General features: G+C 63.5%; 23 protein-coding genes. 6 read left to right on the top strand and 17 right to left on the bottom strand.

What is annotated here, in order from left to right; all coding sequences use genetic code 11:
- Positions 1-753, top strand: a 753-nt coding sequence (locus tag AB4Y43_RS32625; protein ID WP_368729672.1) for an ABC transporter permease, incomplete at its 5' end; no start/stop codon positions are given.
- Between the two features lie 4 nt (positions 754-757).
- Positions 758-1,903: a lipocalin-like domain-containing protein gene (locus tag AB4Y43_RS32620; protein WP_368729671.1), complete on the top strand. Its 1,146-nt coding sequence runs from the start codon at positions 758-760 to the stop codon at positions 1,901-1,903.
- A 5-nt stretch (positions 1,904-1,908) separates the two neighbouring features.
- Here the strand turns inward: AB4Y43_RS32620 and AB4Y43_RS32615 are convergent, their stop codons facing one another.
- From AB4Y43_RS32615 to AB4Y43_RS32580, 8 genes are all read right to left on the bottom strand, one after another.
- A complete protein-coding gene (locus AB4Y43_RS32615; RefSeq protein ID WP_368603166.1) occupies positions 1,909-2,754 on the bottom strand; it encodes a GNAT family N-acetyltransferase in 846 nt (281 codons plus the stop codon).
- Positions 2,755-2,759: 5 nt separating this feature from the next.
- Positions 2,760-3,167 carry an OsmC family protein gene (locus AB4Y43_RS32610; protein WP_069262131.1) on the bottom strand — a complete coding sequence of 136 codons (408 nt, stop codon included), beginning with the start codon at positions 3,165-3,167 and terminating at the stop codon, positions 2,760-2,762.
- A 62-nt stretch (positions 3,168-3,229) separates the two neighbouring features.
- The gene (locus tag AB4Y43_RS32605) at positions 3,230-3,835 is read right to left on the bottom strand and encodes a hypothetical protein (RefSeq protein ID WP_368729670.1); all 606 of its coding nucleotides are present in this window, start codon (positions 3,833-3,835) and stop codon (positions 3,230-3,232) included.
- A 95-nt stretch (positions 3,836-3,930) separates the two neighbouring features.
- The gene (locus AB4Y43_RS32600; protein WP_069262129.1) at positions 3,931-4,149 is read right to left on the bottom strand and encodes a DUF2945 domain-containing protein; all 219 of its coding nucleotides are present in this window, start codon (positions 4,147-4,149) and stop codon (positions 3,931-3,933) included.
- A 140-nt stretch (positions 4,150-4,289) separates the two neighbouring features.
- Entirely contained in the window at positions 4,290-5,870 is a 1,581-nt protein-coding gene (locus AB4Y43_RS32595) for an isocitrate lyase (protein ID WP_368729669.1), read from the bottom strand.
- Between the two features lie 364 nt (positions 5,871-6,234).
- Positions 6,235-7,542 carry a chloride channel protein gene (locus tag AB4Y43_RS32590; RefSeq protein ID WP_368729668.1) on the bottom strand — a complete coding sequence of 436 codons (1,308 nt, stop codon included), beginning with the start codon at positions 7,540-7,542 and terminating at the stop codon, positions 6,235-6,237.
- 90 nt (positions 7,543-7,632) lie between these two features.
- Complete coding sequence (locus tag AB4Y43_RS32585; RefSeq protein WP_069262126.1) at positions 7,633-8,052, bottom strand: MarR family winged helix-turn-helix transcriptional regulator; 420 nt, start codon at positions 8,050-8,052, stop codon at positions 7,633-7,635.
- A 174-nt stretch (positions 8,053-8,226) separates the two neighbouring features.
- The gene (locus tag AB4Y43_RS32580) at positions 8,227-8,679 is read right to left on the bottom strand and encodes an Lrp/AsnC family transcriptional regulator (RefSeq protein WP_069262125.1); all 453 of its coding nucleotides are present in this window, start codon (positions 8,677-8,679) and stop codon (positions 8,227-8,229) included.
- A gap of 123 nt (positions 8,680-8,802) precedes the next feature.
- Here AB4Y43_RS32580 and AB4Y43_RS32575 point away from each other — a divergent pair, with 123 nt between their 5' ends.
- Positions 8,803-9,429, top strand: coding sequence for a LysE family translocator (locus AB4Y43_RS32575; RefSeq protein WP_368729667.1), 627 nt, complete (start codon positions 8,803-8,805; stop codon positions 9,427-9,429).
- A 32-nt stretch (positions 9,430-9,461) separates the two neighbouring features.
- Here AB4Y43_RS32575 and AB4Y43_RS32570 read toward each other — a convergent pair whose 3' ends face one another.
- The 9 genes from AB4Y43_RS32570 to AB4Y43_RS32530 form a co-directional block, all read right to left on the bottom strand.
- Positions 9,462-9,890, bottom strand: a complete 429-nt coding sequence (locus tag AB4Y43_RS32570) for a hypothetical protein (RefSeq protein WP_368729666.1) — start codon at positions 9,888-9,890, stop codon at positions 9,462-9,464.
- 68 nt (positions 9,891-9,958) lie between these two features.
- Complete coding sequence (locus tag AB4Y43_RS32565) at positions 9,959-11,317, bottom strand: epoxide hydrolase family protein (RefSeq protein ID WP_368729665.1); 1,359 nt, start codon at positions 11,315-11,317, stop codon at positions 9,959-9,961.
- Positions 11,318-11,470: 153 nt separating this feature from the next.
- Complete coding sequence (locus tag AB4Y43_RS32560) at positions 11,471-12,406, bottom strand: NAD(P)H-binding protein (protein WP_368729664.1); 936 nt, start codon at positions 12,404-12,406, stop codon at positions 11,471-11,473.
- A 78-nt stretch (positions 12,407-12,484) separates the two neighbouring features.
- Entirely contained in the window at positions 12,485-13,477 is a 993-nt protein-coding gene (locus AB4Y43_RS32555) for a carbon-nitrogen hydrolase family protein (protein WP_069262121.1), read from the bottom strand.
- A gap of 49 nt (positions 13,478-13,526) precedes the next feature.
- Positions 13,527-14,003 carry a MarR family winged helix-turn-helix transcriptional regulator gene (locus AB4Y43_RS32550; protein ID WP_069262120.1) on the bottom strand — a complete coding sequence of 159 codons (477 nt, stop codon included), beginning with the start codon at positions 14,001-14,003 and terminating at the stop codon, positions 13,527-13,529.
- A 295-nt stretch (positions 14,004-14,298) separates the two neighbouring features.
- Positions 14,299-14,628, bottom strand: coding sequence for a hypothetical protein (locus AB4Y43_RS32545; RefSeq protein WP_368729663.1), 330 nt, complete (start codon positions 14,626-14,628; stop codon positions 14,299-14,301).
- A complete protein-coding gene (locus tag AB4Y43_RS32540; RefSeq protein WP_368603156.1) occupies positions 14,622-15,722 on the bottom strand; it encodes a GGDEF domain-containing protein in 1,101 nt (366 codons plus the stop codon). Before AB4Y43_RS32540 ends, AB4Y43_RS32545 begins: the two co-directional genes overlap by 7 nt.
- Before the next feature lie 121 nt (positions 15,723-15,843).
- A complete protein-coding gene (locus AB4Y43_RS32535; protein WP_069262118.1) occupies positions 15,844-16,059 on the bottom strand; it encodes a hypothetical protein in 216 nt (71 codons plus the stop codon).
- 199 nt (positions 16,060-16,258) lie between these two features.
- The gene (locus tag AB4Y43_RS32530; protein ID WP_342948147.1) at positions 16,259-16,453 is read right to left on the bottom strand and encodes a hypothetical protein; all 195 of its coding nucleotides are present in this window, start codon (positions 16,451-16,453) and stop codon (positions 16,259-16,261) included.
- On the opposite strand from AB4Y43_RS32530, the gene AB4Y43_RS32525 reads away from it, so the two are divergent.
- The 3 genes from AB4Y43_RS32525 (at position 16,452) to AB4Y43_RS32515 (ending at position 19,074) form a co-directional block, all read left to right on the top strand.
- Positions 16,452-16,715 carry a hypothetical protein gene (locus AB4Y43_RS32525; protein ID WP_368603155.1) on the top strand — a complete coding sequence of 88 codons (264 nt, stop codon included), beginning with the start codon at positions 16,452-16,454 and terminating at the stop codon, positions 16,713-16,715. The genes AB4Y43_RS32530 and AB4Y43_RS32525 overlap by 2 nt on opposite strands.
- Positions 16,716-17,210: 495 nt before the next feature.
- Complete coding sequence (locus AB4Y43_RS32520; RefSeq protein WP_342948146.1) at positions 17,211-18,845, top strand: L-lactate permease; 1,635 nt, start codon at positions 17,211-17,213, stop codon at positions 18,843-18,845.
- A gap of 10 nt (positions 18,846-18,855) precedes the next feature.
- Positions 18,856-19,074 carry an EmrB/QacA subfamily drug resistance transporter gene (locus AB4Y43_RS32515; RefSeq protein WP_069262417.1) on the top strand — a complete coding sequence of 73 codons (219 nt, stop codon included), beginning with the start codon at positions 18,856-18,858 and terminating at the stop codon, positions 19,072-19,074.
- The last annotated feature ends 12 nt before the right edge of the window (positions 19,075-19,086 follow it).

Genomic DNA, 19,086 nt, shown 5'->3' with positions numbered 1-19,086 from the left:
GGCGAGCCGCCGCCGGTGTGGATCAGCGAGGCGGCCGCCGATCTGTACGGGATGCACACAGGCCAACGCATCACGCTGCCGCTGGCGGGCCAGCGCTTGCCGTTTACGGTGGCCGGCATCTGGCGCGACTATGCACGCCAGTTCGGGGCCATCGTGATCGACGCGAGCGACTATCGACGGCTGACCCGCGACACGCGCGTGAGCGATGCCGCCTTGTGGCTCGACGCGGGCGTGGCGCCGGCGCAAGCGATCGCACGCTTGCGCGAGAGCGTGCACGGCGGGCAGCGTCTCGAGTTCGCGCAGCCGGGCGAGATCCGCGCGGCGAGCCTGCGGATCTTCGACCGCAGCTTCGCCGTGACGTATCTGCTGGAAGCGGTGGCGGTGATCATCGGCTTGTTCGGCGTCGGCGCGAGCTTCGGGTCGCAAGCGCTCGCCCGCACGCGCGAGTTCGGCATGCTGCGGCATATCGGCGTGACGCGTCGCCAGATCGGGCTCATGCTCGCGATGGAGGGTGCGCTCGTTGCGCTGCTCGGCGTGCTTGCCGGCTTGACGCTGGGCCTGAGTCTCGCGATGGTGCTCGTGCATGTCGTCAACCCGCAATCGTTTCACTGGACGATGAGTGTGCATATGCCATGGGGACTGCTGGCGGCGCTGGCCTCGGCGGTCGTCGTGGCCGCCGCGCTCACGGCGCTCCTGAGTTCGCGCGCCGCGATGTCGGTCGATGCGGTGCGCGCTGTGCGCGACGATTGGTGACGCGATGAGACGGCGCACGTTTCTCTTATCGTCGCTCGCCGCGCTGTCGCAAGGCGTTGCATGGGCGCGCATGCCGGATTTTCCGGCGGTGACGAGCGGACAGCCGCTCGTGTTCCCGCGCGACTATGGCGCGCATTCGAGCTACCGCACCGAATGGTGGTACGTGACCGGCTGGCTGCAACCGGACGCCGACGCGGCTGCCGATGCATCGCTGGGCTTCGAAGCGACATTCTTCCGCTCGCGCCCCGCGCTCGACGAAGCGAATCCGAGCCGCTTCGCGCCGAATCAGTTGCTGTTCGCCAACGTGGCGCTGAGCGATCCGCACGCGGGCAAGCTGCAGCACGACCAGCGGATTGCGCGCCGCGGCTTTGGTCTCGCGCAAGCGAGCGAGACGGACACGGCAGTCCGCATCGACGACTGGTCGATCGAGCGCAACACGGATGGCCGCTACCGCCTGAACGTCGCTACGCCCGACTTCACGTTCGCCTTGACTCTGGCGCCGACGCAGCCGGTGCTCGTCAACGGGCAGGGCGGGTACAGCCGCAAAGGCCCGCTGCCGGACGAGGCGAGCTACTACTACAGCGTGCCGTGGCTGCAAGTCGACGGCATGCTCAAGCGCGGTGGTCAATCGACTGGCCATGCCGGGCACGTGCGAGGGCAGGCGTGGCTCGATCACGAATGGTCGTCGGCGCCGCTCGCAGACGGCGCGGTCGGCTGGGACTGGATCGGCATCAACTTCGACGACGGCGGCGCGCTCATGGCTTTGCAGATTCGCGACAAGGCAGGCCACAAGTTCTGGGCCGGCGGCACGCTGCGCGCCGCCGATGGCAGCACGCATACGCTATCGCCCGATAGCATCCGCTTCACGCCGCTGCGCCAGTGGCGTTCGCCGCATACCGGTGCACAGTATCCGGTGGCGATGCGCGTCGATGCGCAGGACGTGCATCTGACGCTCGCGCCGCTCATGGACGATCAGGAGTTCGACAGCCGCGCGAGCACCGGCGCGGTGTATTGGGAGGGGGCGGTGACGGCGTTTCAGGCGGACGCGGCGAGCACCGATGCTGAGAAAACCGCGACGAAACCCGCAGGAAGACCGCTGGGACGCGGCTATCTCGAACTCACGGGCTATGTTCAGCGGCTCCAGCTTTAGATCTGTCAACCCAGCTCGAACGACGTCACGCCGAAGACGCGATCGATCGCAATCGCGGGCGCGTTTTTCGTGTACATCCGCGCGGTTTCGAAGACGCTCGTCATACCGTGCCGTTCTGCCAGCGCGACGGCCGCAGGGTTCGTCTCCGGCACGTCGAGCACGATGACCTCGCCCGGCATGCTCGCCGCCAGCGCGCGAAAGAGGCCCGTGGCGACGTCCGCATCGTCGGCGAAGAGCGGCCCGATCTTGCAGCCCGCCTCGCAGCGACGCACGACGCCGTATCCGGCAACGCGGCCCGCCTCGACCGTTGCGAGCGCAACGGCATCCGGCTGTGCAACCCAGGCGCGGAGGAAACGCTCGCGCCCCGCGGGAAAACAGGCGCGATCGTAGGCAAGCAACTGCTCGAACGGCACGTCCGCGGCTGGCACGACACACGCGCACCCGATGCCGCTCACGCGCCCCTGATAGCGGATGTTGCGGTACGCGAGCCGGAATCCGGACTTCCCGTAGTTCGCCTGTTGGGCGACGACGCCATCGAGACCGATGTTACGGTCTCCCAGGTAACGCATGCCGTGCTGCCAGATGCGCATGCCGAAGCCCTTGCCGCGAAATCCGGGTTTCACGATGTAGAGGCCGATGAAGCCAAAGCTGTCGTCGTACGCAACGGCACAGAGGCTCGCGACGGGCTCACCGCGCAAAACGCCGACGAGGAAACCGTCCGGGTCCGCTTCACGGAAGCAGCGCGGGTCGTGCCACCCGGGGTTCCAGCCCTCTGCGGCTGCCCATTCGACCGCCAGGGCCACCTCGTCGGTCGACATGGTGCGTACGATGAAGTCGCCGGTTCGATCCATGACGTTCATCCAATGCGCAAGGTCGTGTCGATGCGCGTGCCGCGCTTGATGAAGAGCGTGACGGGCGTCTTTTCGCAAATTTCGGCCAGGCGCGCGCGCTGCGCTTCTTCAAGCGGTCCGTCGACTGCGACGCCGCGCCGGATGTACTGGGTCCCGTCGTGATCCGCATGCAGGCTGACCTCGACGGCGATCGCGGCGGCGGGCCAGGTCTTGCGCTGCATGTACATGCGCAGCGTGGCGGCCGTGCATGCGGCCAGGCCGGACAGCACGAACGCGAATGGCGCGGGGCCGCGGTCTTCGCCGCCTTCGTGCGGGCCTTCGTCGCCGGTCAGCGGGTGACGGCCGGCCTCGATGGCCACGACGTAGTTGGGCGCGTCGGCGGCGAGGCTGGCAGTAGCGGTAGCGAGCGGCATGGGTAACTCCTCGGTGGTTGGGTCTCGCGGGCGATCACATTAGCGAAGCGGGGGAGAGTAGCTTACTCGATCGGCTTCCATGGCCAGCCCGTCTTCATCGCAGGCGTAGGTGAAGTTCCGCCGTTCTCCTCGTCATCATCGTTCACCGCTGTCGAGGCGTGCGCCGACTTATCGAGTTCGAGTCCGAACCAGCTGACCTTCTGCCTGATGTAGGCGGCGTACGATGCCCAACCTTGCGGATCGTCCGCGAAGAGTTCGCGCTGCACCGTCGAGGCGAGCTCGACGCGATCGAGTTCGGTCTCCAGAAGCGCCCTTGGCCAGCTCGCGTAGGCGCTTGCGGCCCGTTCAAGAAAATCTCTTGCGCGCAAGCGAGGCGACATGTGCTGCAGAAAGGGCAACGCCTGCAAGGAAGGCTCGCGCGAAGCAAGGAGCGCAACGGGCGAAAAGGCTTGAGTCGCGCCGACGTTGCGCATCGCTTCCAGAACATCTCCAAGGTGCAGCAACAGTTCGCGCCGGTCGAATCGGTCGTCCACAATACGTTCCAGGTCATATTCCCCGGCGCGGGCGTACCGCCGGGTGCCGGGGAAAGGGTGATGAGGGTAACAGCAGGTGCGTTTCGGCAAGCCATCGGCATGCCCGCACGAGAAGTTTACCGACTCATCGTGCACAGAACGTTTCGAGTTGTATCAGGGATACTGAGAGCCTGTCCCTCAATGAGGTCGAGCTACTGGCCGACGAATTCGACTATGTAATTCCGCGCAGGTCAGTGCTTGTGCACCTTTTCCAGTCCGTCGGCGGGTTGCACCGCGTGCTGACCGTCTTTCTCGCTTTCGACCTCGTAATACGGGTCGTCCTTCGACGCGGCGACAGTGTGGCCTTCCAGTTCCGTATCCCTGATGATCCGGCGGACGACCGTGCCTGTCGTCATGCCTTCCGGGGTGTTCCACGTGACGCGATCGCCTGTTTTGAGTCGATGGGACATGATTGTGCGCTCCGGTGGTTGAATCCCCCTCCGGAGTCGCATTCTTCGTTCCTGCGGCTGAGGTCCCGGCGAGCGATCTCGACGCATAAAAAAACGCCAACCCGATTGAGTTGGCGTTTTTACGTCGGGAATGACAGGTGTCAGAACTGATTCATCGTGTTGTCTTTACCCGCCGCCTTCAGCGCCGCTTCGCCGCTGAAATAGCCCTTGTGGTCGTCGCCGATATCCGAGCCGGACATGTTCTGGTGCTTGACGCAGGCGATGCCCTGACGGATTTCCTTGCGCTGCACGCCAGCGACATAACCCAGCATGCCCTGGTCGCCGAAGTATTCGCGGGCGAGGTTGTCGGTCGACAGCGCAGCGGTGTGATACGTCGGCAGTGTGATGAGGTGATGGAAGATACCGGCTTCGCGCGACGCGTCGGCCTGGAAGGTGCGGATCTTTTCGTCCGCGGCCTTCGCCAGTTCGCTCTCGTCGTACTCCACGCTCATCAGCTGGGCGCGGTCGTATGCCGACACGTCCTTACCCGCGGCCTTCATCGCGTCATACGCCTGCTGGCGGAAGTTCAGCGTCCAGTTGAACGACGGGCTGTTGTTGTACACCAGCTTGGCGTTCGGGATGACCTTGCGAATCTCGTTGACCATGCCGGCGATCTGGGCGATATGCGGCTTTTCGGTTTCGATCCACAGCAGGTCGGCACCGTTTTGCAGCGAGGTGATGCAATCGAGGACGCAGCGTGCTTCGCCCGTGCCGGCGCGGAACTGGAACAGGTTGCTCGGCAGGCGCTTCGGACGCAACAGCTTGCCGTCGCGCTTGATGACGACGTCACCGTTGCCCAGCGCGTCGGCCGCGATTTCGTCGCAGTCGAGGAACGAGTTGTATTGGTCGCCCAGGTCGCCCGGCGTGTGGGTCACGGCGATCTGCTTGGTCAGGCCGGCGCCCAGCGAGTCGGTACGGCACACGATGATGCCGTCGTCCACGCCCAGTTCGAGGAAGGCGTAGCGGATCGCGCGGACCTTGGCCAGGAAGTCCTCGTGCGGCACGGTGACCTTGCCGTCCTGGTGGCCGCACTGCTTCTCGTCGGACACCTGATTTTCGATCTGGATGCAGCATGCGCCCGCTTCGATGAACTGCTTGGCCAGCAGGTAGGTGGCTTCCGCGTTGCCGAAGCCCGCGTCGATGTCGGCGATGATCGGCACGACGTGGGTGACGTGGTTGTCGATCTTCTCCTGGATGGCCGCCTTGGCCGGGCCAACAGCGGCGTCCAGCTGGCGGAACAGGCCGCCCAGTTCACGGGCGTCGGCCTGGCGCAGGAAGGTGTACAGCTCGCGGATCAGCGCGCTGACGGAGGTCTTCTCGTGCATCGACTGGTCCGGCAGCGGGCCGAACTCGGAGCGCAGCGCGGCCACCATCCAGCCCGACAGGTAAAGGTAGCGGCGCTCGGTGCTGTTGAAGTGCTTCTTGATGGAGATCATCTTCTGCTGGCCAATGAAGCCGTGCCAGCAGCCCAGCGACTGCGTGTACTTCGATGGATCGGCATCGTAGGCGGCCATATCGGCGCGCATGATCTTCGCCGTGTACTTCGCGATGTCGAGGCCCGTCTTGAACTTGTTCTGGGCCCGCATGCGTGCGGCCGATTCGGGGTTGATGGCATTCCAGGCGCTGCCTTGTTTCTCCTTCAAAGCAGCCACTGCCTTGATGTCGTCCTGATATTGAGCCATGTGTATCTCCTAAGTCTCCGAAGAGCAAAGCGCGATTGAATGAAAGGGGTTCAGCGTGCCGCCACGTACGTCGAAGCGAACTGCATGGCTCAATTGTAGGGGCTTCCTGATGCGTCGCAGCAAAGTCTTATATAAGACATATGAGTTATTTATTCGTTATTTATCAACTAGATAGCGAACAATTTTTGCGCTGTAGAACATGTTTTCACAAAGCGAAACGGCGCCGCTTCGGGAATTCAAGCTGAATTTCACGATGTGAAGTGCGCTTTCGGTGGCCGGGGCGGGCGAGCGCGGATGGCTCGAGCAAAGAGAGGCGGGGGTTTGGGTAGACGTCCGTTCTCACGAACGGACGTCTCAGCGTGCGTCACTGCTTCAGATAGCGATGCGCCAGGGCTTCATACAGCGGCGGCGCGAACAGCTTCGAGACCTGGCTCGACACGAGCGCCGTTGCCATCAACGAGATCACGAGTGCGTGCCCGTCGATCATTTCGATGACGATGACGAACGCCGTGATCGGGCTCTGCGTGACGGCGGCCAGATAGCCGACCATGCCGAGCGCGATCAGCATCGGCAGCTGCATCTGCCCGAACACCATGTGCAGTGCATTGCCGATGCCGGCGCCGATCGCCAGCGACGGCGCAAAAAGGCCGCCCGGCGTGCCCGGCAGGTACGAGCCCACCATCGAGGCCATTTTCAGCACAGGATAAGCGGCACCGAGCTGCGAGTGGCCTTCGAGCATGCCGCGCGCTTCCGAATAGCCGCTGCCGAACAGGTGGCCGCCGCTCGCCACGCCGATCACGGCGATGAACAAACCGCACAGCGCGCCGAACGCTACGGGCCTGTCCTTTCGGAGAGCGAACAAACGGGCCGGCATCCATCGTTCGGTGTTGAGCAGCAGCCAGCAAAACACGCCGCCTGCGAGGCCGGTGATCACGCCGACGAGGATGACGGCGACGGCGAGCAGATCGGGAAAATGGCCGCCGATGGCGATGGTGCCGAAATACACATAGTTGCCTTGCAGCGCGAGTGAGACGACGCCCGCAAAGATGATGGCCGTGATGATCACGCCGCTGGTTTTCGCCTCGAAGCTGCGTGTGAGTTCCTCGATGGCGAAGACCACGCCCGCGAGCGGCGCATTGAACGCGGCGGAAAGTCCGGCGGCCGCGCCCGCGAGCGCGAGCTTGTATTCGAGGCCGACGCCGTACATGCTGCGCAGGCGCGCCGGGTAGAAGCGCCGCAGACTGTACATGAGCGCCGCGCCCACGTGGATGGTCGGCCCTTCGCGGCCAATCGTGAATCCGCCGAGAATCGCGAGAAACGACAGGGCGATCTTGCCGATCAGGATGCGCAGCGTAAGAAGGCGCGGCCCGAGTCCGCGCACATCGTGCAACGTCGCGATGACCTGCGGGATGCCGCTGCCCTCGGAACCCGGAAACCAGCGGCGCGTGGCCCAGACGCTGAACGCGGCGATGGCCGGCGTGATGACAAGCGGCAACCACCCGTTATGGGCGGTCATCTTCACAAAGACGTCGAAGCCGAAGTCGATGAGCCGCGCGTACATGACCGCGATGAGCCCTGTGGCGATGGCGCCGGCCCAGAACACGCCGAAATAGCGCCAGCGCCGATGGCTTCGCACAATCGTGCGCCGATCAAAAATGTTCGAAAATCGCATGGGTGGCCGGAGAAAATGGCATTTAAGGCACATTGTGACATAAGTTGCCTTTTCCCCCGCGCCAAGCCAACAGATCCGCTGCGGGAAGGGTTAGCTGCCGGCCTCGTCGAACACCCAGCCGAACGCGCCATAGACCGCCTTGTGCTCGGCCGCGAGTTCGAGCAGGAACATCTCGCCCTTCGCCGTGAGATGGACCTGCACCTGGCGCCGGTCGGCGGGATCGGGTTTGCGCGTCACGAGCCCGGCCGATTCGCAGCGCGAGACGAGCGCTGCAGTGCCATTCGGGGCCGCCTGTAACCGCTCCGCGAGTTCGCCGACGGTCGCCCAGTTGCGATCGGGAAAGCCGCATACGTGCAGCAGCAACTGGTACTGGAGCGTCGTGATGCCCGCGGCGTTGGCGATTTCTTCGGACGCCCGCAGAAACTTGCGCAGGTCATACCGGAACGCCGACATCGCTTCGAGTTCGCGCTTGCCTGGCAGCCCGCGTCTGGTTGATTTGCCTGAATTCATGTGCGGTTCCTGATGCATTGCCGGTCGTGCGGAGTGCCTCGCCGGGCGAAGGGGGTGCTGCGGACCGGTCGTCGGGGAGGTTGTGTCGTACTCAATGCGCAGTTCGCGCAAATCCAGCCAGGAGTGCAAGCAGCGTGACAAAGGAGGTTCCTTGACGCTAACGTCAAGTCACGATCACAACGGAAGCGGCCGGTCCTGAAAGATGCTCTTCATCACGAGCGTCGATGTCAGCCGCAGTACCGACGGCAGCGGGAGAAGCCGGCGATCATAGAGGGTTTGGAACGCCTTCAGATCCCGCGTGACGACATGCAGCATGTAGTCGGGTTCGCCGAACAGACGCTCCGCGCGCGTGATTTCGGGAATGTCGATGAGCGCGTCCTCGAACGATTGCACGTTCTCACTGCTGCCTTCGCGCAAGGTCGCGAAGACGATCGCGGAAAAATTCAGGCCGACTGCCGAAGCGTCGATCGTGGCGCGGTAACCGCTGATCACCTGCTCGCTCTCCAGCGCGCGCAGCCGCCGCTGGCATGGGGAGACGCTCAAGCCAACCCGCTCGCTCAGCTCGGTGAGGGAAATTCGTCCATCCTGCTGGATCTCAGCAAGAATTTTTCGATCGATCGCGTCCATGCGCTAAATATTAGCGTTCAGCGCCCGCAACACGCAAGACATAGGGAGCACTTTTCGCGTCCCAGGGCCTACCATTTGCGCCTTCGGGCGGTGGCGCCCGCTTGACAGGAAACGAGTGTAGAAGTGGAAGCCAGTTTGTTGACGGCGTTCTGGATCGTATCGATCTCGCTGGTGATGGTCCCCGGCGCGGATTGGGCGTACGTGATTTCGGCGGGACTGCGCGGCGGCGCGGTCGCACCCGCCGTTGGCGGCATGCTGGCCGGCTATCTCGCGATCACGCTGATCGTGGCAGCAGGTGTGGGAACGCTGGTGATGAGCGTCCCCGGCGTGCTTCCCGTACTGACTGCCGTTGGCGGGGCCTACCTGGTTTGGCTCGGTATCAGGACATTCATGCGGCCTTCGGAACTCCCGGCTGGACGGGCGCAGGACGAGAGAAGCCGGTGGCGATGGACGTTGCGCGGCTTCGCGATCAGCGGTCTCAATCCGAAGGCCATTCTGTTGTTCGTCGCGCTCCTGCCGCAGTTCACGCGGCGCGATGCCTTGTGGCCGGTCTCCACGCAGATCGTGGCGCTGGGTCTGCTGCACATGATCAATTGCGCGTCGGTGTACTCCGTCGTCGGCGTGGGATCGAAGGCCATTCTGACGACCCGGCCAACGGCTGCCCGCAGGGTGAGCCAGCTGTCCGGCGCGACGATGATCGTGGTTGCGGTCATTCTGTTTGCCGAGCAGGCTTTTGCTTTCATGCATTGACGGCCGCAGGCGGCTCGACGCCGCTTGCCGAACTACGCCGTTTTCATGGCCGCCGCTTCCGGTCCGCTCAAATAGTAGTCGCGGAATCGTTCGTCCACCCGCTCCCACATCAGTGCCGAAAATAGCAGCGCAGCCTCGAGCGGTCGATGGTTGATGACGACCGAGTCCGTTTCACCGTTCTCGTTTAAATGCGCGACGACTACAGTCTCGATGGGTTGTCCGTGGATCTGCGACCGGTAGGACTCCAGATAGAGGCTGTCGCCGATTTCCCCTTTGTAGCTGTGATGCTGGAACTCATAGAGAGAAACGGCATGTCTGATCACGGAAAGGATGTCCGCGCGGCCCTCTATCGGACGCTTCAGGACGGTCGCTTCCAGCGTTGCATTGTTTGCCAGTCTCGCCAGCCAGAGCGGCGGCGTGTTTTCGGGCGCCAATACAGGCGCAGTGTCGTTGAATTTCATGTCGGATGTTCCTTCGGTTTCAGGTCGGCGCCGGAAGTCGCGTCCCGGCGCCGTACAGACGGCTTGCGCTATGACTGGCGCAGCGGCCGCAAGCCCGCTCGCACCTCTTGCGCGAACAGTTGCGGCTGTTCCCACGCCGCAAAGTGGCCGCCCTTGTCGGGCCGGTTGTAATAGATGAGGTCGTGATAGGCGCGCTCGGTCCAGCTGCGCGGCGCCTGATAGTTCTCGCGTGGGAAGACGCTCACCGCGGCCGGCACCGATACATCGGCGGCGGCCAGGAAATTGAAGTGCGACTCCCAGTAGAAGCGAGCGGCCGAGATGCCCGTATTCGTCAGCCAGTAGAGCGTGATGTCGTCGAGGACGTCGTCGCGCGTCATCGCCCCAGCCGATTCGCCGTTGACGTCGCGCCCGTATACGGCCGAGGTGAGCGCCGCGGCCGGCTGGATATAGCCGTCGCCGTGATCGAGCAGCCAGCTGGCCAGCGCGATCGGCGAATCCGAGAGCCCATAGAGCGTTTGCGGGCGCGTGCCCTGTTCGAGCGCGTAGGCGCGCCGCGATTTGGCTGCGCTCGCGAGCTGCTCGTAGGCGTGCTTTTCGTCGTCGCCGAGATTGGCTGGCGGGGGCGAACCGGCTTGCAGCGCCTTGGCGATTTCGGGCGGAATCGTCGCCGGGAAATTCACGTGAATGCCGAGCAGTTCAGGCGGCGCCTGCTTGGCCATCACGTTCGCGACGATACCGCCCAGGTCGCCGCCTTGCGCCGCGAACTTGTCGTAGCCAAGGCGCTTCATCAGCACGACCCACGCGCGCGCGGTCCGCTCGGGGCCCCAGCCCACTTCGGTCGGCCTGGCCGAGAAGCCATAGCCCGGCAGCGACGGAATCACCAGATGAAAGGCGTCTGAGGCGCTCGCGCCGTAAGCCGTGGGATTGGTCAGTGGATCGATGATCTTGAACTGCTCGATGACCGAGCCAGGCCAACCGTGCGTGACGATGAGCGGCATCGCATTCTCGTGCTTCGAGCGCACATGAATGAAGTGAATATCGAGTCCGTCGATTTCGGTCACGTAATTCGGCAGCGCGTTCAGCTTCGCTTCGCAGCGGCGCCAGTCATAGTCGGTCGACCAGTGGCGGGCGACCTCCTGCATCATCGCGAGCGGCACGCCTTGCGAATTGTCGTTCACAGTTTCCTTGTCGGGCCAGCGCGTGGCCTTGATGCGGCGTCGCAGATCGACGAGCTGCGCTTCGGGCACATGCACGCGCAGCGGGCGAATCGCGGTCTTGTCGCCGTTCGGTGCGGACTTGACTTCGGTGATGCCTTGCAGGGTTTGCGAGAACGCCAGCTGGCTCAGCGAGGCTGCGGCCACGGCGGCCGCGGTCGCGCCCATGAAGCGGCGGCGCGATGGCGACGGGATGAGAAAATCGTCAGACATAGGTACTCCGTGTATCTGATATTGGAGGCAGAGCGCATGGGCATGCTTCGCAATACCAGGCGTAGTGGTGCTGGCGCGCGCATGTGCTGCAGTTTTGCATCGCTCGCCAACGGAATTCGCGCCGGATGTCCCGGCACGCAAACGCACATCGCATCAGGCCGATGTCGTGCCGCCCGAAAATGCAGCGGCGTGGTGCGTCACGAACTCGCGCATGCCGATCGGCGCCTGACCCGTGAGCTTGCGCAGGTCGTCGGTCATGCGGTCGTAGCGGCCTTGCGCATGCAGTTCGGCCATGACCGCGAGATGCTTGACGACGTGCGCGGTTATCCCGAGCTCGCCCAGCTTCGCAGCCCATGCCTCGACGGGCACGTCGCGGTAGCGGATCGTGCGGCCCAGGACCTCGGAGAAGAGGCGGGCATAGTGCTCCATATCGCGGGACTCGAGGCCCGTGAGGTGATAGACCTGGCCGATATGCGGCGCCGGATTGTCGAGGATCTCCGCGACGGCACGCGCCACGTCGAGCGACGAGATCGGCGAGGTCCGGCCTTGGCCGAGCGGCAGCACGAGTTCGTCGTGCTTGCGCACGCCCTCTGCCGCAAGAAGCAGGAAGAAGCTCTCCAGAAACACCGTGGGCCGCACGGTGACGACGGGCAGGCCCGACCACGCGAGCGCCTGCTCGGCGAGCCAGTGCTGCTTTTGCTGCACGCTGTCGGTGGTTTCGGTGATGCTCATCTGCGAGACGGTCATCTGCGACATGTTCACGAACGCTTCCACGCCGTGATGGCGTGCAACGGCCGCTGTGTTGATCGTCGCTTCGAGATACGCAGGCGACACCGACATGCCGAAGTACAGGCGCGAGACGCCTTCCATGGCGCGGTGCATCGAATCGAGATCGGTCAGATCGCCGAGCACGACCTGCGCGCCGAGACGGCGCAGTTCGTCGGCGCGTGCGTCCTCGCGGCGCACCAAGGCGCGCACGCGATGTCCCTTCGCAAGCAGGTTTTCGGTGATGCTGCGGCCGACGGCGCCGATTGCGCCTGCCGCACCCGTGACGAGAATCGGACGGTCATGCTGGCTTTGAGTGGTCATTTCGCTTACCTGTTTCGTAACACTAAAGAGTGTATATACACATTTAGAAAAGAAAGAAGCCTGCGCATCAGTGCGCGCTCAGGCAACGATCGTGCGCGGCTCCTCGCCTTCGTTTGCGGTCGCCGTAGCGGCGTGTTGCACACGTTCATGAACGTTCGCCGCCGGTGTGCGGTCGATCTGCAGACTGAGCAGTTCCGGGCGGTTGTAGTGGCCGGCCGCATCCATCAGCATCTTGCGACGGTCGATCAGCGAGAAGTCGAGATCGGCGATGACTTCGCCTTCGCCCTCGCGCAGCGGTTCGCCGATCAGCGTGCCGTCCGGCGCGACGATGGTGGTGAAGCAGCCGCCCGAGATCGGCCCGATCGCGCAGCCCGTGTCGTTCATGATCTGCGCCTGCTGGTCGGCGTCGAGCCACGCGGTTGCGTTCACGACGAAGGCGCCGGATTCCAGCGCGTGCTGGCGGATATTGATTTCCATGCGTTGCGCGAAGCCTTCGCCGAAAGCCGAGCCGGGATACATGGCCGAATGGATCTGCTCGCCGTCGGCGATCATTGCGTAGCGCGCGAGCGGGTTGTTGTGCTCGAAGCAGGCGAGCTGGCCAATGCGGCCCACCTTGCTGTCCACGGCGCGCAGGCCCGAGCCGTCGCCCTGGCCCCAGATCATGCGCTCGAAATGCGTGGGCGTGATCTTGCGGCGGCGCTGGATCAGCGTGCCGTCGGCGTCGAAGAGCAGTTGCGTGTTGTAGATGGTGCCGCCGTCGCGCTCGTTCACGCCGATCGAGACCACCATGCCCGCTTGCCGTGCGGCCTCGCCGATCGCGTCGGTGGCGGGCGAGGGCACCGTCACGGACTGTTCGAGCAGGCGCAGATGCTCGGTGCCCGCGAGCAATTGCATGGGCGTTTGCACCGCGGAAAAGTACGGGTAATACGGCACCACGGTCTCGGGGAACGTGGCGAACTGCACGCCTTTGCGGCCGAGTTCGAGAATCTTCTGCACGACCTTGGCAACCGTTGCCTCGCGGCTGTAGAGCACGGGGCTGATCTGGACGGCGGCGGCTTTGACGACTTTCATTGCAGGCTCCTGATGGTGTTGCATATGCAACATTGACGATGAAGAAAGATTAGACGGTGGCTGACGGGAGATCCGCCGCGATGTTCATGAGCGCGCTCGCGCCCTCGAGGCCAAGCACGCTGGCGGCGCGCTGTTGCGCGGTCGACCACGCAGATCCTGCGGTCTGAAGCAGGGCGCGGCCCGCTTGCGTCACCGAGAGCGCACGGCTGCGGCCATCGCCACCGGGCTCGCCATCGGCGACCCAGCCGTGCGCGATGAGCGGCTGCAGGTTGCGCGTGAGCGTCGTGCGGTCGTGATGATTCTTGCGCCCGAGCGCGGCGCGGCTCAAGGGGCCGTACTCCGCGACGAGCACGAGCAGCGAAAGCTGGGATGAGCTGATGCCGAGCGGGCGTAGCGCGTCGTCGTAAAGGCCGGTCAGTACGCGTGCGATCTGCCGGGTGCGCGTCAGCAGGCAGTGGCGGGCGATCTGCGCGCTCACGCCGCCCGATGCTTCAGTGGTATGCGGAACGGTTTCGGTGCAGGACATGTTTCGCGACTCCAGGGTTCGTGCGGGGCGGTTTGCCCGGTTGACGTATTGAAGCGTGCCGATGTATCCCGAACGTGTCGGGAGGGCCGGCTTTGTGTATGTCCATGTTTCCACGCGGCGGCCAGATACATGGCGATACAAAAGCGGTGCGGGGCGGCCAGGAACGGCGTGCCACACGCACTAGCCCGGCATCCGCAACATTCAGACGATTGGGACAGGCGCGCCGCCCGAACGGCGCGGTGGCTTCAGGATGGCGGCGTGGCGGACGGCTCGTCGGCGGCAGGCGCCGGTGCGGCTACGGTTTCGTCCCGGCAGGACACGCCCGGGCTCGGTCCGGTCTACGCGCATTAACGCGGGATGTATCGGTGTACTGACCTTCCGGCGCCGAAGGAACGATGCGGTAGCGCGGCAGCGCCGAGGGCTCCCCGGCGACATAGACGGCGGCCGGCCGGTGCAGATAGAGCACGGTCACGCCCTGCGCAATCCGGTTGCCGGGATCGTAGCCTTCCGCGTGGATCAGAACGTTGGTGAGTTCCTTGACGAGGCCGGCTTCCGCTTCGGTTGTCAGGGCATCTTCGGGCCATAGTGACACAGCATCGCGCCGTGCCGCGATGCGCGTCACCACGACGCCGGTTCGGCGACCACGCATCGGTTTTTGCCTTGCCGTTTCGCTTCGTAGAGCGCACGGTCGGCGAGCCGAAACGTTTCGGGTACACCGATTAGCTCCGAGATGCTCGAGACCCCAATACTGACCGTTACCCTGTGTCCGGAAATTCGCGCCGCCGCTACGGTGCCGCAGATTTCACGTGCGAGGGTTTTGGCGCTTTGCTGGTTGCCCGGGAAGATCACGCCGAACTCTTCGCCGCCAAGGCGACCGCAAAGGTGCGGGCTGGCGCTTTCCTCGATGGTGCGCGCCACGGCGGCCAGGACCTCGTCGCCGGCGTCGTGCCCCGCGGTGTCGTTGATTTGCTTGAAGTCGTCGACATCGATGAGCAACAGCCAGAATTCCTCACTGGACCGGCGGTCCTGGCATTCATTGACCTCCAGCATGAAGCTACGGCGATTCGCAATGCCGGTGAGGGTGTCCCTGAACGCGAGTCGTGCCAGTTCGCGCTGTACCAGAAATGTCTTTTTTCGCTCCTGTGTAAACAGGAGATTGAGCAGGAGACCGAGCGCAAGGGCGGCGAGCGCAAACAGCAAAATCCAGTTGCGGTCCTGTGAGGACATCAGCGCGACCACCTCGCCGTGGGAGATGATCAGCCAGACAGTCAGTGCACTTGCGAGATAGTTGAAATACCCGGAGATCACCGGGGCCATGCCCACGTTGATCGCCACGCCGATCGGCAGGACCCAGAACGCAGGATTGCCGGTGCCGGGCATATTGGAGTGAAACGCCAGTGCCACGAACGCTGCGCATGCGAACCGGCCCAGCGCGTCCATTCGCAGTCCCCGTGAGGCGTACGTCATGCCCATCGCGAGGAGGATGCCGCTGGCGGCTACCAGCGTGCCCGGCACATCGAAGTGCGCATGGGGATTCGCGAATGCCCGGGACATGAGCCACGACACCAGCCCGAAGAGTTGGACCGCCACAGCGAGAAGGCGCGAACTTTCCGCCGCACTCTCCAGGAAAAGACGCAGCTCTGTGGCGTCCCGAAAACTGCGTCGTTTCTCGAGAAACCGGGTTCTTCCCGCGTACGGCATGCCAGCGACCATCACCATTCAGGAACATTTGGATTCGCCCCCGGTATAACGACACGGCTGCGATTTCCTTTAGCCTGGCGTGGCCCCATCCCCAGCAGGCCGCGGCGCCGCAATTGCGCGGAGCAACCGATGGGACACCCTAGCCAAAGCGGGCATCCAGCCATCGCTTCGCCCAATTTTCTGCGTAGGCAATCGCATCCTCGCGCGCGTCGAATCCCGCGAGATCGCCGCTGGAGTGGACTTCGCACTCGCTCCCATCGATTCGCCTGGTGCTGATGCGCACGTGCGCCATGTATTCCCCATCCGCCCGGCGTGGCGTTGGGTCGATATGAAAGCGGTCTGGATCTGAACGCATAGGTCTCTCCCTGAATCCCAGTGAGGAATCCGCAAGCCGTCCGAATCTTCGGCCGGCGGTATTCGTGGTCTGCGATGGAGGGGAGCGGCGCGATCCCTGAGAAGTGGCAGGAGGAGCGGCGGGATCGGTCGCAGTCGACGGATGTTTTCATACTACGCCGCCGCCTTCATTTGTACAGCGATAGTTTCGACCGGCATCCTCACGCGTTCCGGACCCGCGTGCGCGTCGAGAGCAGGCCATTGCGTCGCGGATCGTAGGTCGACAACAGCGATCCTGAACGCGGCTGCGTCAGGTGCAGCAACATCCCAGCTGCGAGGCATATACTGGGCTGGTCGCGGTGCCAGCCTTGCCATTCGTTGCGGCCGATTGCGGCGAATCCGGAGAGGGGCATCATGAACGACCCATCGACCGAGGAACTCGAGCTTCTGACCGCAGACCTTCACCTCGCGGAAGCTCGACGGCGGCTGGCGGCGCTCACGGTGTGCGTCCAGCGTCAGCGGGAATGCGGCACCGCCAGCGTGGCAGGAGAAGACTTGCTTTGCGTGATGCGCGACATCATACAGACCATGACGCTGCACCGCGAACTGCTCAGACGCGAGGTCGAGCATCAGCGCAGGCTTTCATGCGATGGGCGCGCACGGTGGCCGGTGAGCTGAACAGTCATTCCTGCGTCAGTGCTGGCAAGCGCCTGACATGAGCCGCGAATCGGGGACGTGTCCGAAAGCTGTGTTTTTCGGCTGCCATTCGCTTTCAGGGTCGATGTATCGCGCAACGGTCGATTGCGTTAGCAAACCTGGCCTAGTGGCGCGCGAACGGCGTCAAAGCACGCGGGACGTCTCGCCTGCCGAAATGCCGATGTTTCATTGCGCACGCAATCATTGTTGACAGAAATCGAGGGAAACCTGCGATTCGTTCACGAGATAGTTTTTCGCTTTATTCGAATGTTGGTAATCGGCTGGGAACGACGTTAAATAACAAAATAATTTTCGAAGAAGGGATAAGCCACTCAAATCGGAAAAATGTTGCACAACGAAATAAGTCACTGGATTTTTAGCTTGCGGCTTAAACAAAAGCGACTATCATCAGTTAAATCGATTTCCGAGCCGAATCTCCCAACGTCAGCGGAGACTGTGTCGGTATGAGGGAAGGAGATGACTGACACATCAATTCCGGTCGATCTGATTCACTGGATTCTGGCAACACTTTCGATCGTCGCGCTGCTCGTCTTTCTCGTGCCGCTTCGCTGGCGCGCGCCTGAGGCCGGTCCGGGTGCAATGTTCGTGGCGGGTTTGATCGCCTTTTTCGCATTCCGCACTCCACTTGGGACATTGACTGTCGCGAGCGCCAAGGGCGTATGGGACGCCATATTCATCCTGTACGTTATGTGGCCGGCATTGTTGCTCTATCAGATCACCAAACAGGCTGGCGGATACGACGCCCTGCGGCACGGGATTTCCCGCTTTAGCCGGAATGAATTGTTCGTCATTCTCGGGCTCGGCTGGGTCTTTTCATCGTTTCTTCAGGGTATCGCGGGCTTCGGCGCGCCGATTGCCGTTGTGGCTCCGCTTCTGCTCGCAATTGGCGTCAGGCCGGTTTATGCAGCCGCCATTTCGATCATTGCGCATGCATGGGCCCGGTTCTTCGGCACGCTTGGCGTCGGCTGGCTGGCGACCTTGCAGGTGGCGGATGTACAGGACGTGACGCGGGCCGCATTCGAATCCTCGCTACTGCTGTTGATTCCCACCTATTTTGGTGGACTGCTGATCGTATGGTTGTACGGACGCTGGGCCGCAGTGCGTCATGCATGGCCGCTTGTCCTGATTCTTGGCACGATACTCGGCTTTGGGCAGCTGATTTTCGCGTTCCTGAGCCCGGAACTCTCGACGTTCCTCGCGGCGGCCATTGCGATGATCGCACTGTACCCGCTCTCCCGCTGGCGCCGTTTCAGCGAGCCGGTTCCGCAAGCCGATGTGCCGGAGCGGCCCGCAATGGACGAAACGGCGGTCCGTACCGAGTCGGACGCGAGCGAGCCGGTGATGAGCATCGGCATGGCTTTTCTGCCGTATGTCGTGCTCACGGTCGTCACGCTGGGTATTTTGCTGATCGATCCGCTGAATAACGCCTTGCGGCAGTTCCGCATCGGTCTGCCGTTTCCCGAAGTGACCACAGGGTTCGGTGTGACGAACGCGGCGGTCACACGTTATGCGCCGTTCGCACCGTTCACCCATCCGGGAACGATGCTGCTGATATCGGCCATCATCGTGTGGATTGTATATCGCGCGAATGGCTACTACGGGGCGTGGCAGTCGCGTCATGGCAAGGAGAACCTCGGGCGCTCGCTCATCGTGGATGGCGTGCCCGCGTCGCTGCCGGTCATCGCGTTCCTCGTGACGAGCCGGGTTCTCGATCACAGCGGACAGACCATGGTGCTCGCGCACGGTATTGCCGACGCCTCGCCCCCGCTCGTCTACGCGGGCATCGCCAGTGTGATTGGCGCGCTTGGCGCGTTCATGACGTCGAGCAGCACCGCATCGAACGTCCTGTTCGGCGGCTTGCAGAGCGACGTCGCGCATTTGCATTCGCTGCCCGTGGAGGCGATCGTGGCGGCGCAGGCCGCAGGCAGCGCCTACGGCAACGCCATCGGCCCCGCGAATATCGTGCTCGGCACCAGCATCACCGGTATCAAGGGGCAGGAAGGCGCGGTCATGAAACTCGCCATCCCGTGGACGATCATCGTTGCCATCCTCACCGGGATAGGCACGATTGTTCTCGTCATGCTCGCGTGAGGTGATCGGCATGGACAAGCTCGTGGCAGAAACGGTGGCGCTGATCCTGATGTTCCTCGCCTTTCCGCTCACCAGCAGGGGCGCGACCACCGGTAACACGCTGCTGCTGAGCCTCGGGCTGCTATGCGTGATTGCCGGCGGCGCGCTGCCGATCATCACGCGGTTCATGGATCACTCCAAAGACAAGGTCAGGGACGCGGGCGTCGAGTTCGACGATCGGGCTTCCTGATCGACTCGCCGC

Origin of the sequence: Paraburkholderia sp. BR10872 (assembly GCF_040965835.1) — a bacterium.
Lineage (GTDB): Bacteria > Pseudomonadota > Gammaproteobacteria > Burkholderiales > Burkholderiaceae > Paraburkholderia > Paraburkholderia nodosa_A.
This window is presented reverse-complemented; position numbering and strand designations above follow the sequence as displayed.